Origin of the sequence: Halomonas sp. H2, from assembly GCF_050215315.1 — a bacterium.
In the GTDB taxonomy this organism is placed as follows: Bacteria; Pseudomonadota; Gammaproteobacteria; order Pseudomonadales; family Halomonadaceae; genus Vreelandella.
On record NZ_CP189760.1, the window covers coordinates 2,573,021 to 2,588,397 of the forward strand.

At 54.1% G+C, this 15,377-nt stretch carries 13 protein-coding genes and 1 pseudogene; 2 read left to right on the forward strand and 12 right to left on the reverse strand.

Going from position 1 to position 15,377, the window contains the following annotated elements; translation table 11 throughout:
- Positions 1–8 precede the first annotated feature (8 nt).
- The 5 genes from ACQE2I_RS11980 to yrfG form a co-directional block, all read right to left on the reverse strand.
- The gene (locus ACQE2I_RS11980; RefSeq protein ID WP_427028319.1) at positions 9–1,208 is read right to left on the reverse strand and encodes an alpha-hydroxy acid oxidase; all 1,200 of its coding nucleotides are present in this window, start codon (positions 1,206–1,208) and stop codon (positions 9–11) included.
- 165 nt (positions 1,209–1,373) lie between these two features.
- On the reverse strand, positions 1,374–2,930 hold the full coding sequence (locus ACQE2I_RS11985) for a phosphoenolpyruvate carboxykinase (RefSeq protein WP_427028320.1): 1,557 nt from the start codon (positions 2,928–2,930) through the stop codon (positions 1,374–1,376).
- Positions 2,931–3,231: 301 nt separating this feature from the next.
- Positions 3,232–4,107, reverse strand: coding sequence for an Hsp33 family molecular chaperone HslO (hslO, locus tag ACQE2I_RS11990; RefSeq protein WP_427028321.1), 876 nt, complete (start codon positions 4,105–4,107; stop codon positions 3,232–3,234).
- A 53-nt stretch (positions 4,108–4,160) separates the two neighbouring features.
- The gene (hslR, locus tag ACQE2I_RS11995) at positions 4,161–4,550 is read right to left on the reverse strand and encodes a ribosome-associated heat shock protein Hsp15 (RefSeq protein ID WP_427028322.1); all 390 of its coding nucleotides are present in this window, start codon (positions 4,548–4,550) and stop codon (positions 4,161–4,163) included.
- A complete protein-coding gene (gene yrfG, locus ACQE2I_RS12000; protein ID WP_427028323.1) occupies positions 4,547–5,239 on the reverse strand; it encodes a GMP/IMP nucleotidase in 693 nt (230 codons plus the stop codon). The genes hslR and yrfG overlap by 4 nt, the downstream gene beginning before the upstream one ends.
- A 77-nt stretch (positions 5,240–5,316) precedes the next feature.
- On the opposite strand from yrfG, the gene nudE reads away from it, so the two are divergent.
- Entirely contained in the window at positions 5,317–5,937 is a 621-nt protein-coding gene (nudE, locus tag ACQE2I_RS12005) for an ADP compounds hydrolase NudE (protein WP_427028324.1), read from the forward strand.
- A 181-nt stretch (positions 5,938–6,118) separates the two neighbouring features.
- On the opposite strand, the gene pgm is transcribed toward nudE, so the two are convergent.
- From pgm to ACQE2I_RS12025, 4 genes and pseudogenes are all read right to left on the reverse strand, one after another.
- Positions 6,119–7,714 carry a phosphoglucomutase (alpha-D-glucose-1,6-bisphosphate-dependent) gene (pgm, locus tag ACQE2I_RS12010; RefSeq protein WP_427028325.1) on the reverse strand — a complete coding sequence of 532 codons (1,596 nt, stop codon included), beginning with the start codon at positions 7,712–7,714 and terminating at the stop codon, positions 6,119–6,121.
- A gap of 520 nt (positions 7,715–8,234) precedes the next feature.
- On the reverse strand, positions 8,235–9,140 hold the full coding sequence (locus ACQE2I_RS12015) for a hypothetical protein (RefSeq protein WP_427028326.1): 906 nt from the start codon (positions 9,138–9,140) through the stop codon (positions 8,235–8,237).
- Between the two features lie 202 nt (positions 9,141–9,342).
- Positions 9,343–9,534 carry a hypothetical protein gene (locus ACQE2I_RS12020; protein WP_427028327.1) on the reverse strand — a complete coding sequence of 64 codons (192 nt, stop codon included), beginning with the start codon at positions 9,532–9,534 and terminating at the stop codon, positions 9,343–9,345.
- 316 nt (positions 9,535–9,850) lie between these two features.
- Positions 9,851–10,453: pseudogene (locus ACQE2I_RS12025) on the reverse strand (3'(2'),5'-bisphosphate nucleotidase CysQ family protein); the annotation flags it as partial.
- Here ACQE2I_RS12025 and ACQE2I_RS12030 point away from each other — a divergent pair.
- Positions 10,451–11,998 carry an SLC13 family permease gene (locus ACQE2I_RS12030; RefSeq protein WP_427028328.1) on the forward strand — a complete coding sequence of 516 codons (1,548 nt, stop codon included), beginning with the start codon at positions 10,451–10,453 and terminating at the stop codon, positions 11,996–11,998. The pseudogene ACQE2I_RS12025 and the gene ACQE2I_RS12030 sit on opposite strands and share 3 nt — an antisense overlap.
- Positions 11,999–12,080: 82 nt before the next feature.
- Here the strand turns inward: ACQE2I_RS12030 and ACQE2I_RS12035 are convergent, their stop codons facing one another.
- From ACQE2I_RS12035 to ACQE2I_RS12045, 3 genes are all read right to left on the reverse strand, one after another.
- Complete coding sequence (locus ACQE2I_RS12035) at positions 12,081–12,935, reverse strand: UTP--glucose-1-phosphate uridylyltransferase (RefSeq protein WP_427028329.1); 855 nt, start codon at positions 12,933–12,935, stop codon at positions 12,081–12,083.
- The gene (gene pgi / locus ACQE2I_RS12040; RefSeq protein ID WP_427028330.1) at positions 12,935–14,632 is read right to left on the reverse strand and encodes a glucose-6-phosphate isomerase; all 1,698 of its coding nucleotides are present in this window, start codon (positions 14,630–14,632) and stop codon (positions 12,935–12,937) included. Before pgi ends, ACQE2I_RS12035 begins: the two co-directional genes overlap by 1 nt.
- A gap of 206 nt (positions 14,633–14,838) precedes the next feature.
- A complete protein-coding gene (locus ACQE2I_RS12045) occupies positions 14,839–15,132 on the reverse strand; it encodes a transposase (protein ID WP_427031462.1) in 294 nt (97 codons plus the stop codon).
- Positions 15,133–15,377 lie beyond the last annotated feature (245 nt).

Here is a 15,377-nt window from a genome sequence, read left to right on the forward strand (position 1 = left end):
CTGAGGGTTTAGGTTGTAACGGCTTGATGCGTCTCACCCTTGATGGGGTTGTAAAGGCAGGAGCGGTCTAGCTGTGAGAGGCTGGTTAGCCCGAGCAGCGCCATATTGCGCTCGACTTCACGCTGCAAGAGATCGGCGACATGCTCTACCCCGGCTTGCCCCGCGCAGGCGGCTGCGTAGTTGAAGGGACGCCCGACAAAGACAAAATCGGCACCCAACGCTAACGCCTTGATGACATCGCTGCCGCGCCGGAAGCCGCTGTCGATCATAATCGGAATATCGCTGACGCGACGCTTAATCTCTGGCAGCACCTGGAGCGGCGAGATAGTGCAATCCAACTGGCGAGCGCCGTGGTTGGAAAGAATGATGCCATCGACCCCTGCCTGCTGGGCACGCACCGCATCTTCTGGGTTGAGTATTCCTTTAACAATCAAGGTGTCGGGCCACAAGCGCCGTACCAAGTCGAGATAGCCCCAATCAAAATGGCGGCGGCCAGAGAAGTCCCGTGCGGCCTGACGCGAGATGACCGGAGCCCCCCGCTCAGCATAATTGTTCTCAAAATGCGGCATACCGTGCTTCCACAACGTGCGCAGGAAGGTATTAACCAGCCAGTCTGGCCGCATCAAGCCGTCAATTGCCAGCCGCAGGCTTGGCTCCAGCGGCGATGAAAACCCCGAACGACGAAAATTATCGGGATTAGGGGGTACCGGGTAATCCAGTGTTACCACCAGTTTCTTGAAGCCAGCCCGCTGAATACGCGCCAGCAGCGCCTCGATACCTTCTGGGGTGCCCGGCAAATACGCCTGGAACCAGTCGGCGCCCTCCACCTTGGCCACCTCTTCCATGGGCACCAGCGATGAACCACTCATAATCATCGGCAGGTTGCGCTTAGCTGCTGCCCGCGCCAGCACTAAGTCACCCTGGTAAGTCGAGAGCGCACTGACACCCATCGGAGCGATACCAAAAGGGACGGCATAGCGTTTGCCATAGAGCTCTTTCTGCAGATCGATCTGCGCCACATTAACAAACGCTTTGGGCAAAAACCGATAATCGTCAAAAGCGCTGAGATTGGCGCGCTGAGTACGCCCATCCTCGGCGACATGGTCGATATAGCCAAAAATTGGCCGCGGCAGTTTGCGCCGCGCCAGCCGCTCAACATCGTGCAGATTATGGATGCGGGCAAGTTTCTTTTGAGTCCAGAAATTCACGTTAGGCTCCTTAGCTTTTTCAACCACACACCACCGCTAACCAAAAAACGCCGTCAAAACGCCGTCAAAAAACGCCTTTAAAAAACGCCTTTAAAAAAAAGGAGCAGTGCCGTAGCGCTGCCCCATTCTATACACTTATTTTTATAAGCCTAGCTCAACTGCGTCTTAGCCTAACTCAGGGCCCGCCTTGACGATCGCTTCGTTGACGCCTTCAAATTTCTTGAAGTTATCGATGAATTTGGTTGCCAGCTCTTTTAGGTGGCGGTCATAGGCATCACGGTCTTGCCAAGTTTCACGCGGGTCGAGCAGGCTAGAATCAACGCCGGGTACGGCAAGCGGCACTTGCAGGTTAAGGCCGTCAATGTGCTTGGTGTCGATATCGCGCAGTACGCCAGACTGAATCGCGCTAATGATCGCGCGAGTGGTCGGGATAGAGAAGCGCGAGCCGCCTTCGCCGTAAGCACCGCCGGTCCAGCCGGTATTAACTAGGTAGACCTGGGCGTCTTTCTTCGCAACGCGCTTGATCAGCAGGTCAGCATACTCGCGGGCAGGACGCGGGAAGAACGGCGCACCAAAACAGGTGGAGAACGTGGCAGCCAGGCCTTCTGAGGAGCCCATTTCGGTAGAGCCCACTTTAGCGGTGTAGCCAGACAGGAAGTGATACGCCGCGGCTTCTTTAGAAAGAATCGACACCGGGGGCAATACGCCAGACATATCGCAGGTCAGGAACACAATGGCATTTGGCTCGCCTGCCAGGTTTTCCGCTACGCGTTTCTCAACGTGCTCTAACGGGTAAGCGGCGCGAGAGTTCTGGGTCAGGCTATCGTCGGCGTAGTCCGGTTCGCGGCGGTCATCCAACACCACGTTCTCTAGCACGGTGCCAAACTTAATGGCATTCCAGATAATCGGCTCGTTCTTCTCGGAAAGGTCGATACACTTGGCGTAGCAGCCGCCTTCCATGTTGAAGACGATACCATCGCCCCAGGCGTGCTCATCGTCGCCGATTAAGAAGCGTGCTTGGTCAGCGGAAAGCGTTGTTTTACCGGTGCCAGAAAGGCCGAAGAACAGGCAGGTTTCGCCATCTTCGCCAACGTTAGCAGAGCAGTGCATGGGCAGTACGTCGGCAGCCGGCAGCAGGAAGTTCTGCACCGAGAACATGGCTTTTTTCATTTCACCGGCGTAGCGCATTCCGGCGATAAGCACTTTCTTCTCAGCAAAATTGAGAATCACACAGCCATCGGAATTAGTCCCATCGCGAGAAGGGTCACACTCAAAGCCAGCGGCATTAACAATCGTCCACTCGTCTTTAACCGCTGTGTTGTAAGCCTGAGGGCGCACAAACATGGTACGGCCAAACAGGTTTTGCCAAGCGGTTTCGGTGCTAACGCGTACCGGCAGGTAGTGAGTTGAATCACTACCCACGTGCAGTTCAGAGACAAAATGCTCTTGGCTGACTAGGTAGTCGTTGACGCGATCCCACAAGGCGTTGAACTTGTCAGCGTCGAAGGGCTGGTTAACGTTGCCCCAATCGATTTGGCTACTGGTGGAAGGCTCATCGACGATATAACGATCTTTCGGTGAACGGCCGGTACGTAGACCGGTATTGACTACCAAGGCACCGTTGGCTGAGAGGCGGCCTTCGCCACGGGCCACCGCACGCTCGATTAGTTCGGCGCTGCTGAGATTTACGTGGGATTGGGGAGCGGCTTGAGTCGTGGTCATGTCGATTCCTGGGCTTCTCTCGAATTACCGGGCGTCACCGACGCCATAAAGTTCATCCCAACCACTGCAAAACCGGCTGGGCGCGCTGAAGATCGGCGCATTATGGCAAAAAGAAAGCCCCCAGGAAACGGGGGCGAAGATCAAATATCTTGTAGTTAAACTACTACAAAGGCACTACATTTTGTGTTGCAGCGCAATAATAATTCAAACAGCCGTTTGCAAAACCTCGTACATTCATTGAATCCACTGGCCCTTCTAGCGCTGCTGAAAACTACCCTGCCCCACCCCCTCGACTACATACTTAGTGAATCGTGGGCGACGGTGCTTCGGGGTCGTCCAACAAAGTTTCAATATCCGCCGCTGTGTAGTGATATTTCGTGTGGCAAAAGTGGCATTGAGTATCAATCGCCCCTTGCTCGTGCAAAATATCACGCAGTTCCTGTTTGCCTAGCGATTGCAGCGCGTAGCTCATGCGCTCCCGAGAGCAGGTACAGCCAAAACGCAGGGCTTTAGGTTCAAAGACGCGCACGGTTTCTTCGTGGTAGAGACGGTACAGCACTTCGCGCTGCTCAAGTCCCAGTAGTTCCTCTGTTTTAATCGTATCGGCTAGTTGTACGCTGCGCGCCCAGGCATCGACATCCTGGTTTTGTGACGCTTCCGGCAGCCGCTGCAACAGTAGCCCACCCGCGCGCTTGTCATCTGCCGCCAGCCATAGACGGGTCGGTAGCTGCTCCGACTGGCTGAAATAGGCTTCCAGGCAGCCGCCCAAAGACTCTTGATCCAGCGCCACAATGCCTTGGTAGCGATTACCTTCACGAGGGTCGAGGGTAATCACAATTTGGCCTTCGCCGACTAGCTCGCGGAAGGTAGCGTGCTCACTAGGCAGCGCGGCGCCTTCGGCAATGCGAGCAATGGCACGCAGCTCGCCACCGGGGTTGGACTCGGCCATTAGCAGTGAAAGAACGCCGCCTCCGCGCACTTCGATACTTAGCGTGCCATCCAACTTGACCGTGTCGGTAAGCAGCGCTACAGCGGCTAATAGCTCGCCCAGCAGCTCATTGACCGCCGCTGGGTAGGCGTGGCGATCCAATACTTCGTGGTAGGCGGCCGCCAGGGTGACGATCTCGCCACGCACATTGGTGTGATCGAACATAAAGCGTTGAATTTGATCAGACATAGTTTGGCAACCTGAGATTAATTAAGACGTTAACTGTGGCTAAATAAAGTGGGCTATTCGCCCTGGTTACGCTGAAAACGCTGGATGTCGCGGCGTTGCTTTTTGTCGGGGCGTTTGAGGGGGTGCTGCATTGCCTCATTAGTGAGGCGTCTTGCCTCGGCCTCTTTAGCACGGCGCTGCACGCTCTGTTCAGTTTCCGCATAGAGCGTGCGCGCTTCCGGCGCGCCGCGGCGTTGATCAGAGACAGATAAGACCTCTACCTCTAATATCTCCCAGCCCTGGGGCACGCGAATAAGCGCACCAATTTCCACCTGCTTGCTGGTTTTAGCGCGACTACCACCGTAGTGCACTTTGCCGCCTTCAATGGCCTTTTTGGCCAGCGCGCGGGTCTTAAAAAAACGCGCCGCCCACAGCCATTTATCTAAGCGTACGCTGTCACTCATTCACGTTCTCCCTGCGTTGCGGAAAACTGCTTTGGCAGCTGTGCGGGAAGCAGATGCGCAAATCGATCAAGGGCAATAAATTCCTGCAACTCTTTTTCAGGCCGCTGGCTGTCGGGCTGTTTAATGCCCAGTAGATGCCTAATACCAAATTCACGAGCGCTCTCTAACACGCGGGCATTATCATCGATAAACAGCGTACGCGCGGGATCAAAGGCTTCAATTTCCTGCAGTGCAAACCAGAATGCCTGCTCCTCTTTGGCAGCCCCCACGTCTTCGGAAGAGACGATAGCGTCCAGGTAGCCTTCTAAACCGGTGAGGGGTAGCTTCAGGGCAAGACTGGCGCGATCGGCGTTAGTGGCGAGCACTACCCGCGGGTGAGCCTGTTTTAGCCATTTGAGAAAATCCAGTGCGTCGCTGCGCAGGCCAATCAAGTGCTGGACTTCGCGCTTCAACGCCACAATATCCACCCCGAGTTCACGGCTCCAATACGCCAAGCTGTACCAGTTTAGGGTGCCCTGCTCGCCTATAATGCGCGCTTGCAGCGCTTCTTGAGAGGCTTCATCCAGTTGGTGCAACTCACGGTAGCGCCGCGGCAGATGCTCCAGCCAAAAGTGGCTGTCGAAGTGTAAATCCAGCAGCGTGCCGTCCATGTCTAAGAGGACGGTGTCTATCTCGCGCCAATCAATCATTGCCGCTCCAGTCACGTAAGGAGTAAGCGTGCTATTGTAGCTTAACCGCCTTTTTCCAGCCATGGAGGCTCTCGTTTATGTCCACATTCAATCAGCAAGAAGAGGCTAGCGTTAACCGCTCGGGTTACCAGCAGAAGCCAAGGATTTTGGCCCGCCAGCGCGTTGCCCAAAGCCGTTTATTTCAGATTGAGTCTCTTGATTTGCGTTTTTCTAACGGTGAAGAGCGCCAGTTTGAGCGCTTAACCGGCGCTGATCGCGGTGCGGTGATGATGGTGGCGATGCCCGACCCCGACCACGTGCTGCTGATTCGCGAATACGCAGCAGGGTTCGAAGACTATGTACTGACCCTGCCAAAAGGGTTGGTCGACCCCGGTGAAGATATTATCACCGCAGCCAACCGTGAGCTGATGGAAGAGTGCGGGGTTGGCGCGCACCGTATTGAACCCTTAGTAGAGCTTTCGTTGGCGCCTAACTATATGCGCCACCGCATGCAGGTGCTGCTGGCCACCGATCTTTACCCCAAGCGCCTGCCAGGGGATGAGCCCGAGCCGTTGATTGTGGAAACTCACGCCATTGAGGAGCTACCCGCCCTACTGCTGCGTGAGGATTTCCATGAAGCCCGCGCCATCGCCGCGCTTTATATCGCTCGAGACAGGCTGCGCGAAGAGAAACGCAATAACGAAACAGATTTGCTTTGATTGGGTGGTGAAGCATGAGTTGTTTTATATGGTGAGTCGTGAGTTGTGAGTCGTGAGTTGTAACCCCTCACCATTAACCCTTCACTACTCACCACTCACCACTCACCACTCACCACTCACCACTCACCACTCACCACTCACCACTCACCACTCACCACTCACCCAGGCTAGAGTGGCGGCTCTACCCTTTCAATACACTGGAAAGCAGCGCCTTGGCATTATCGATCAACTCATCCAGGTGCTGCCCGCCTTTGAAACTTTCGGCATAAACTTTATAAAGCGATTCTGTACCGCTTGGCCGAGCGGCAAACCAGCCGTTATCGGTGGTGACTTTGATGCCACCAATCGCGGCACCATTGCCGGGGGCGTTGACCAACACGGCAGTAATCGGATCACCCGCCAATTGCTTCTCGGTGACGCTCTCAGCTGTCAGGTTCTTAAACGCCGCTTTCTCTTCCAGCGAACAGGCGGTATCGACGCGCTTATAGAAAGGCTCGCCGAAACGCTCAGTCAGAGTGCGGTAATACTCGCTAGGCGTTTTGCCGGTGACTGCCATAATTTCCGCTGCCAGCAAACACAGCACAATGCCATCCTTATCGGTAGACCACGCCTTGCCGTCGCGCGTCAGCAAGCTAGCGCCAGCGCTCTCTTCGCCGCCAAACGCCAGCCAGCCCTCGTGCAGGCCTTCCACAAACCACTTAAAACCGACCGGCACTTCATACAGCTCGCGCTGGTGAGAAGCGACGACTCGGTCAATCATCGAAGACGAAACCAGCGTCTTGCCAATTTTTAAGCTAGCAGCCCACTCCGGGCGGTGGGTTATCAGATAATCGATGCACACCGCCAAAAAGTGGTTCGGGTTCATCAAGCCGTTGGCATCGACAATACCGTGGCGGTCGGCATCCGGGTCGTTACCAAAAGCGATATCGAAGCGGTCTTTAATGTTGAGCAGATTGGCCATCGCCGCCGGGCTTGAACAATCCATACGGATTTTGCCGTCATGATCCGGCGGCATAAACGCAAACTCAGCATCAATCGTCGTATTCACCACCTCAAGCTTGAGGTTGTAGTGCGCCGCTATCGCCTGCCATACCGGCAGCGCGGCACCACCCATAGGGTCGGCGCCTAGGGTCAGATTGGCTGCCTGAATCGCGGCAATATCCACCACGCTGCCGAGCTTGGCAACGTAGTGCGCGGTGAAGTCATACTCCTGGGCGTGGGCAATAGCTTCTTTAACCGGCACGGTGGGCACATCTTCTAATTGGCGCAGCAGGTAAGCGTTGGCGCGCAGCTCGATCCAGCCAGTGGCGTCGGTATCTGCCGGGCCGCCGTGATACGGGTTGTACTTGATGCCACCATCTTCCGGCGGATTATGCGAAGGCGTGATGATTAAACCATCTGCAAGCGCCACATCCGGCGCCGCCTGATCCTCGGGGTGATTGTGGTGCAAAATCGCCTGGCTAATCAGCGGTGTCGCGGTGTAGCCATGCCCCTTCTCGACGAATACCGACACCCGATTGGCAGCCAGCACCTGCAGCGCACACTCCCACGCCGGGCGAGAAAGCGCATGGGTATCAAACCCTAAAAACAGCGGCCCCTGATAACCCGCCTCACGCCGGTAATCGACCACCGCCTGGGTGATCGCATAAATATGCGCTGCGTTAAACGTACGCTCCAGGGAACGACCCCGGTGGCCGGAGGTGCCAAACGCTACGCGTTCCTTGGCCTCGGTAGCACTCGGTTTTTCATCATAAAACGCCTCCTTGACAACATCCATTTGCGCCTCCCTTGCTCTATTTAGCCACGTATTGATTGGTGCCGTGTTTAACCAAGGATAGTTTACACGCAGCAACTTATAATGTGCTACGTAGATATGCATAAGCGATCAGTGACACTCCCGGAGGAGGCGGAACGACGCCCCGTGGCACATAACCATCATCGCCTACATGGGCCAAACCCGGCACCGCTTCGCGCTGCTTCCGCGGGTGCGCTTCGCTTACCACGCGCTACTAAATCTCGCAGGCACATGAAGCTGGGGATTCCAAGGTCATGTGCACATGGCCTTGGCATGTCATCACGCCACCGGAATCGAGTGATTGTCGTAGCGCGTGGTAACGAGTATGTGAGAGGAACGAACATAACGAGGCACCCGCGGGAGGCGGCGGGACGACGCCCCGTGGCACCCAACCATCATCGCCTACATGAGCCAACCCCGGCACCGCTCCGCGCTGCTTTCGCGGGTGCGCTTCGCTTACGCGCTACGGGGGTGCTAGTCATTGCCTGGGGTAACCTTGCCCCTAGCTCAGGAGTCCGGTGAGGCTGTCGGCATTCAGAATACGAGTTAGCCAGTGGGTGATCTGTTCGTCCGATGCCTGTTGCAGCTTTGTTTCCGCCCAATCTGGCAGTTCACCAAACTTCAGTTTAAGTTGAAGGTGTAGGACACCTTCCATGCCTTCATGAAGCCCTTGCTGCATACCTTGTTGTATGCCTTCATTACGAAGTCTTTCTGCTAAACCAGCCATTTTGCTTTCCTCCTGGGGATAGCGCCTTTGGTAGGCCTGTCTCTCATCTTCATCTAATTCGCTATAAATATCGACAAAATCAATGTATTTAAGTTGCCTTTCTACGCTAGATTCTAGTGCAAACAGCCCTTGAATAGCGTTGGCATATACGTCAATTTTATCTTTGTCTGCCCAATGCATGTTGGGCAGATTCAACCGCGCTACGATATTTTGGCTGTTAAAAAATTGTTCCGCTGGCAAGCTGCTGAGATGGGTGTGAAGGTAACTGAACTGTAAGTAGCTGTGCCGTTCACTTTTTATATGCAGGCTTTCGGCAGTATTTTGGTTTGAATGTAAAAAAATAACCACTGGTACCACACGCTTTGTTTCGAATAGCTCGCTAAGGTGCAGGGTATAGTGAGCAAGCCTGTGGATAGAGAAGCGGTTTGGATCAGTTTCTTCTTCTAGCGTAAACAACAGTGCTTCACGCTGACCATTGGGCCATTCTACTAGCAGCGGCACATCTAGCTCGTGAAATCGATCCCCTAAGCGCCCTTTTAACTGCTCTTGGCGTATCGGTGTGATCTTTACGCTCGGAGTAAGGTCTTCGGCTTCTTCTGCGGCAAAGAAGGCTAGCGATTCATGAGGATAATCCAAAATCAAGTTTTTGAAATTTTGATCGTGGCTTTTTCTGTGACCCATGAAGACTCCTCGTAGCACGTGGTATTAACGATCAGCCACCAACCAGCGAACCGCGTAAGGCAGTAGCGCACCGTCGGCTACCCAAGCAAAGGGGGGGCATGGGTAGCACCTGTTAAACCCGTCATCTGCATTTCGTGCGTATGCTTTTGATCATCAACGACCATGTGCAGAATGGTACGGCGTGTATCTTCATGAATGACTTTTATCCACTATGCTTTAACTCATAGGCCTTAATGGATTTTTCAAAAACATTTCCAACACGTTGCCAAGACTGGCCCAGGCGCTCCTGCGGCGTGCCTTTTGGCATATATTCTATGTAATTACCTGTAGGCCAAACTTCCATAGCAGACCCAATCACATGGAATCTGCGATACGACTGAATACGAATCTTCATGGTGCGTCCCCTAAAGTATCTTGGGCAATACGCCTATCGTTAAGATGCAACATAGCAAACTCAGCGATTATCGTCACTAATCGTACTGCCAGTTGACTAGCTTTCACTACACCTAATAGCGTTTTATCTGCCATCCTACGTGGCTCAGCATAAATTAACCTACTTCTGGCGAGTGGCTCCAGAGCGACGCCCCGTGGCACCCAACCAACCCCTGCACCGCTGCGCGATGCTTTCGCGGGTACGCTGGCGCTTACCCAATGTGTGGCCTCCCATCATATGCGCATGAACTGCGCGCCACTTCCGAGGGTCCCCTGGCTCAGTGCCCCCACACCACAAAATAGGGGTTGAGCTTTTCGCTGGGGTTGGCGTAGCTAAGCGCGGTGCCTTCCAGGGTTTCCACCCTTCCGCCTGCTTCGAGCACTACCGCGTGGGCGGCGCCGGTGTCCCATAAACAGGTGGGGCCCAAGCGTGGGTAGGCATCGGCAAACCCTTCGGCGATGATGCACAGCTTCAGCGAGCTGCCCATGGGCAGCATGGTGTGCTCACCCAACTGTGAAAGCCACGCGGATAAATCTGGGCTGAGGTGTGAACGGCTGCCCATTACCCGCCACGCTACGCCCGCTTTCGGCTTACCTGCCACGGAAATGGCCTTACGGCTTCCATCGGCTTCAACCTTAAACGCGCCCAGCCCCCGCGCGGCCACATAACCCACCTCAAGCGCCGGGGCGGTCACCACGCCGAGCACCGGCTTACCGTTTTCAATCAGGGCTATATTGACGGTGAACTCGTCGTTGCGCTTGATGAACTCCTTGGTGCCATCCAGCGGGTCGACTAACCAATAACGGCCCTCGGCATCCGCACCGGCAAAGCCTTCGATATCCTCTTCTGAAAGGATCGGGAGCTGAACCGGCAGCGCTTGCTGCTGGTATCGCTAGCGCTTGAACGTTCACCGTTGCTGGACTGGCTATCGCGCCACCTGTTAAAGGGCCACCCCCGGCTTGCCACGGCACGCTTGATGGGCAGCACAGCGGTGCTTTCCGCATTTTTAAATAACACGGCTGTTGTAGCTGCCTTTCTTGGGGCTATTTCGCGCCAGCAACGTATCGCGCCCTCAAGGTTATTAATCCCGCTCTCTTACGCCTCAGTCTTGGGTGGCATTACCACTCTGGTGGGCACTTCCACCAACTTGGTAGTGAACTCGTTTAATTTAAGCGCCAGTGGCAGTGAACTGGGCATGTTCCAATTCAGCCTGGTGGGCATTCCCGTGGCGCTAGTGACCCTATGCGTTCTAATGTGGCGCGCTAATGCCCTGCCACACCACCAACTCGAAGACACCAGCGAAAAGCTCTCCTACTTCTTAGCCGCCGACCTAGCGCCCGACTCGCCGATGATCGGTAAAACCATCGAGGAGAATGGCCTACGTAGCCTGGAAGGGCTCTATTTACTAGAACTAGAGCGGCACGGACGGCTGATTAGCCCCGTAGCACCGGATGAGCAGCTTCTGGCCAATGACACGCTGGTATTCACGGGAGAAGTGGGCAAGGTGCAAGCCCTACAGCGTTTTCCGGGGCTGCAGCTATTTGGCCATCAAGCCGATAACCTGCTGGCGACGAATTTGGTAGAAGTGGTGATTTCCCACGAATCCGAGCTTGCAGGAAAAACCCTGCAGGATGTGGATTTTCGTAGCATGTTCAGTGCGGGGGTGGTGGGTATACGGCGGGGAGAAAAACGCTTGGAGGGGCAACTGGGGAAAATCCCACTTCGCGTAGGGGACTGCTTGTTGTTAGCGGTAAGCGCTGATTTCCGCCAGCACCGCAACCTAGACCGCAACTTCCACTTGCTCAGCGGCAGTTTCACTAGGCCACAATTGAGTCATAAAGAGAGCCTATTCACCGTAGGCGGCTTTGCCGCGGTGATCGCCCTGGCTACCGCTAACCTGCTGCCACTGTTCCACGGGCTGCTGATACTACTGGGCGGGCTGCTGCTGATGAAAGTGATCAGCCTGGCGGAACTGCGCCGCCGTTTCCCGTTTGAGCTATGGTTGATTATTGGTTCAGCGTTAGCGATTGCCCAAGCGTTGGAAAACTCAGGCGCGGCAGGCTTGTTAGCCAGCGGTATGCAGGGGCTGTTCAGCGGCTACGGGGTCTATGCTGCGTTTGTTGGCTGCTACCTGCTCACGCTGCTACTCACCGAAACCGTGACCAACAACGCCGCCGCTGCGTTAGCCTTTCCGGTGGCCTGGAGCACCGCCCACGCCTTTGGCGCCGACCCACTGCCGTTTGTGATGGCCGTGGCTTATGGCGCCAGCGCCTGCTTTTTAATTCCGTTTGGCTATCAAACCCATCTAATGGTGTATTCACCAGGGCGCTATCGCATCACCGACTTTTTGAAGATTGGCTTGCCGGTTAGTGTGACCTACTCAGCGGCGGTATTGCTGATTACGCCGCTGGTATTTCCATTTTGAGTAAGGGGCGTGATAACTAAACAAAAAGCCACTGCAGTGACGAACTGAGCGGCTTGGATGATGACTGTATAACTCTACGACTCTATACGCCGTAACCCGCCTCACGGGCGAGTGTGGTGTTAGCTTGCAGCCAACCTTCAATGTGCCCGCAGTCGAAGGTGCGGCCATGCATACGAAACGCTTGCACGGTTTTGCCTTCCTGCATTAAACGGTCGATGGCATCTGTCAATTGAATCTCATTACCCGCACCCGGCGGCTGGTCGCGCAGCAGTTCCATAATGCGATATGGCAACACATAGCGGCCAATCACCGAAAGACGCGAAGGCGCTTCTTCAGGCGTCGGCTTTTCTACCACACCGCGCATGTCCGCGCTTTCACCGGCAGCAGGTTCATCGCAATCAACAATGCCGTAACGATAAACCTCTTCCTGGGGCACTGCCTCTACCATGATTTGCGAAGCACCGTTCGCACTCCAACGCTCTACCATGCCGCCCAGATCGCATGAACTGCCGTTAACCTGGGGCTTCACCAGTACATCCGGCAGAATAACCGCAAACGGTTCGTCTTTATCCAAAAGATGCGCGGCGCAGAAAACCGCATGGCCCAAGCCTTTTGCGTTAGGCTGACGAACACTCGTCACTTTCAGTTGTTGAGGAGACGTAGCCGAAAGCGTTTCCAGCAACGCGCTCTTACCTTTACTCGCCAGCGAGTGTTCAAGCTCGAAGTGAGTATCGAAATGGTCCTCAATGGCCGACTTACCTGTCCGCGTCACCAAAATGATTTCATTGATACCTGCCGCCATCGCCTCTTCTACCACATGCTGAATCAGTGGACGATCCACAACGGGCACCATTTCCTTAGGAATCGCCTTGCTGATGGGCAGCAGGCGTGTGCCAAAACCGGCTACCGGAATAATCGCTTTGCGCACTTGAGTCATTAACTACTTCCTTTATCGTTTCGTTGCTTACGCCACTCATTCACTTTGTGCAGCAACTGAGTAGTACTAGGATCTTCTACATTTTGGTGCTCAACCGGCTCATCAGCCAACGTCTGGTACAGGCTTGTTGCCAATCGTTTACCAAGCTCTACCCCTGGCTGGTCAAAGGGATTTAAATTCCACAATACCGACTGAACAAACACCTTATGTTCATAGAGTGCCAAAAGCGCACCCATCGACCATGCATTTAACGTTTTCAACAATACAACAGAATTGGGCTGATTACCGCGATACCCCTGCGCCATATAACCACGAAGTGCTTGAGGGATCGCATCATCACCTAATGCAAATAACTGCGATTGAGCCAAACAGTGAGCTAAAGTTAATTGCTCTTGAGCTTCAAGTGCACAGCTTACTTTTTCACAGGCCGCCACTGGGCGCTGCGTAACCGCCACAAAGTCAGCACTGACCGTATGGCTACCTTGATGCAAAAGTTGGTAAAACGCATGCTGGCCATTAGGCCCCACATCTCCCCATAAAATGGGGCATGTTGCATGGGAAACAGAACGCCCATCCAGGCCAACACTTTTACCGTTAGACTCCATCTCTAACTGTTGCAAATACGCGGCTAAGCTCTTTAAACGACCATCGTATGGCAACACGGCATGAGTGGGAATATTCAAAAATTGCGAGTTCCACGCCCCCACCAAGGCCATCAATGTAGGTAAATTTGATTCTAACGGCGTTTCCAGAAAGTGCTTATCCATGGCATGCGCCCCTTCTAGTAGCGCATCGAAGCACTCCAAGCCAAGCTGCATCGCTACACTTATCCCAATAGGCGACCACAGCGAAAAGCGCCCGCCGATCCACTCCTTGAACACCAGTTGCTGCGATTCAGGAATGCCAAAATCCGTCATTTTTTCAGGCTTAGAGGACACACCAATCAGCTGATAACGGCAAACGGTCGCTTCACCTACCTCTAGTGCGTGACTTAACCACGCCAGAGCCGTACGTACGTTAAACTGAGTATCTGCGGTAGTGAAGGATTTGGAGGCCAGCACCAGCAGCGTAGTCGCAGGGTTTAAGCTCTCCATTAAGGGCAGCAACTGGGCGCCATCCATGGTAGAAACATAATGCACGTTTACTTTAATGCTGCTGGGGCGATCAGCGAGGGCCTCGCTAATCAGTTTTGGTCCCAAGTCAGAGCCACCCACACCAATATGCACAATATCAGTGATCGCTTGTCCGGTAGCACCATACCATTTACCGCTATGAACGCGATCAACCATCTCCGACATACGCTCACGCTGGTGCTGACAAAAAGCCGCTGCACTTTCCATCCCCTCTGGCGGCACTTCGTTAGCTGGCCACCTTGCAGCCACATGCAGTGCCGCCCGCTTCTCAGAGGGATTAACCTCAGCACCAGCAAACAGCGCCTGCCGTTTTGCAGTTAGCCCGCAGCTTTCTGCCCATGCCGTTAAAAGCCCAATGGTTTCAGTCATTAAACGCTGCTTACTGAAATCAATATGCAGGCTACCGAAGGTAAATGCTAATGAACGAGCACGCTGTTGAGCACAGGCGGAATCATTACCTAAAAGATCACTTAAGGACTGGGCATAAAGATGTTCAGCATGCACATGCAGTTCATTTACTGGTGTATAAACACGCGGATTTACGTTAGAAAGCGGTGAATTCATATTGTCTTCCTTGATAAATTAAGGGATGACCTGACAAGTATACAAAGCAAAACCCAAGCCAAATCACCCCTCATCACATTCAACGCGAGAGTTTACAATAAGCCTACGCACGATTGTTAAGCATGAGTAGCAATCTCGTACTCCGATAGCTGCCTTTGCGGTGCGCTTCGCTTACCACGCACTACAAAATCAGTGCATTCAATAGGTTATGTAAGTACCCATACAAAAGAAATCCGATATTCTCTGCCATAGCCTGACAACACCTTCTGCACATGATGTCTTAGTGAGCGGCAGCTTTCATAAGCCGTTAGTGGCAACCACTCATACTTTACCTTGCGCCAGAGAATCTCGATTAGGTTCAATTCTGGCGAATAGGAGGAAAGGTAGATCACATAAACCCGCTGATTCAGCCACTCCTGTCGCTTGCGTTGAAACAGGGCCGAGCGCCGTATAACCCTGAGTTGGCCGCCGCCGCTTAAACAGGCGATGCGACCATCAATGTTGAACCTTTAATCGGTGTTCCTACCACCCCGACTGCACCACCACAAGAGAGATGGCGAACAGGTCGAACCGACGTCGGGCCATACCGTGTAGCGCGTAGAGCCATAAAGCTCGTTTACGCTGAGGGTACCCGACTTGTGCTTGCAGACGAGGAGGAGTCCATATACGCTACTCAATCTCGCTGGCACATGAAGCTGGGGATTCCAAGGCCATGTGCACGTTATGCACATGGCCGTGACAACCA

Coding starts and splice junctions, on each gene's coding strand:
- ACQE2I_RS12015 (WP_427028326.1), bottom strand. CDS start 9,140: ATGGGTCACAGAAAAAGCCACGATCAAAATTTCAAAAACTTGATTTTG.
- pgi (WP_427028330.1), bottom strand. CDS start 14,632: ATGAATTCACCGCTTTCTAACGTAAATCCGCGTGTTTATACACCAGTA.
- nudE (WP_427028324.1), top strand. CDS start 5,317: ATGTCCACATTCAATCAGCAAGAAGAGGCTAGCGTTAACCGCTCGGGT.
- pgm (WP_427028325.1), bottom strand. CDS start 7,714: ATGGATGTTGTCAAGGAGGCGTTTTATGATGAAAAACCGAGTGCTACC.
- yrfG (WP_427028323.1), bottom strand. CDS start 5,239: ATGATTGATTGGCGCGAGATAGACACCGTCCTCTTAGACATGGACGGC.
- hslR (WP_427028322.1), bottom strand. CDS start 4,550: ATGAGTGACAGCGTACGCTTAGATAAATGGCTGTGGGCGGCGCGTTTT.
- hslO (WP_427028321.1), bottom strand. CDS start 4,107: ATGTCTGATCAAATTCAACGCTTTATGTTCGATCACACCAATGTGCGT.
- ACQE2I_RS11985 (WP_427028320.1), bottom strand. CDS start 2,930: ATGACCACGACTCAAGCCGCTCCCCAATCCCACGTAAATCTCAGCAGC.
- ACQE2I_RS12020 (WP_427028327.1), bottom strand. CDS start 9,534: ATGAAGATTCGTATTCAGTCGTATCGCAGATTCCATGTGATTGGGTCT.
- ACQE2I_RS12035 (WP_427028329.1), bottom strand. CDS start 12,935: ATGACTCAAGTGCGCAAAGCGATTATTCCGGTAGCCGGTTTTGGCACA.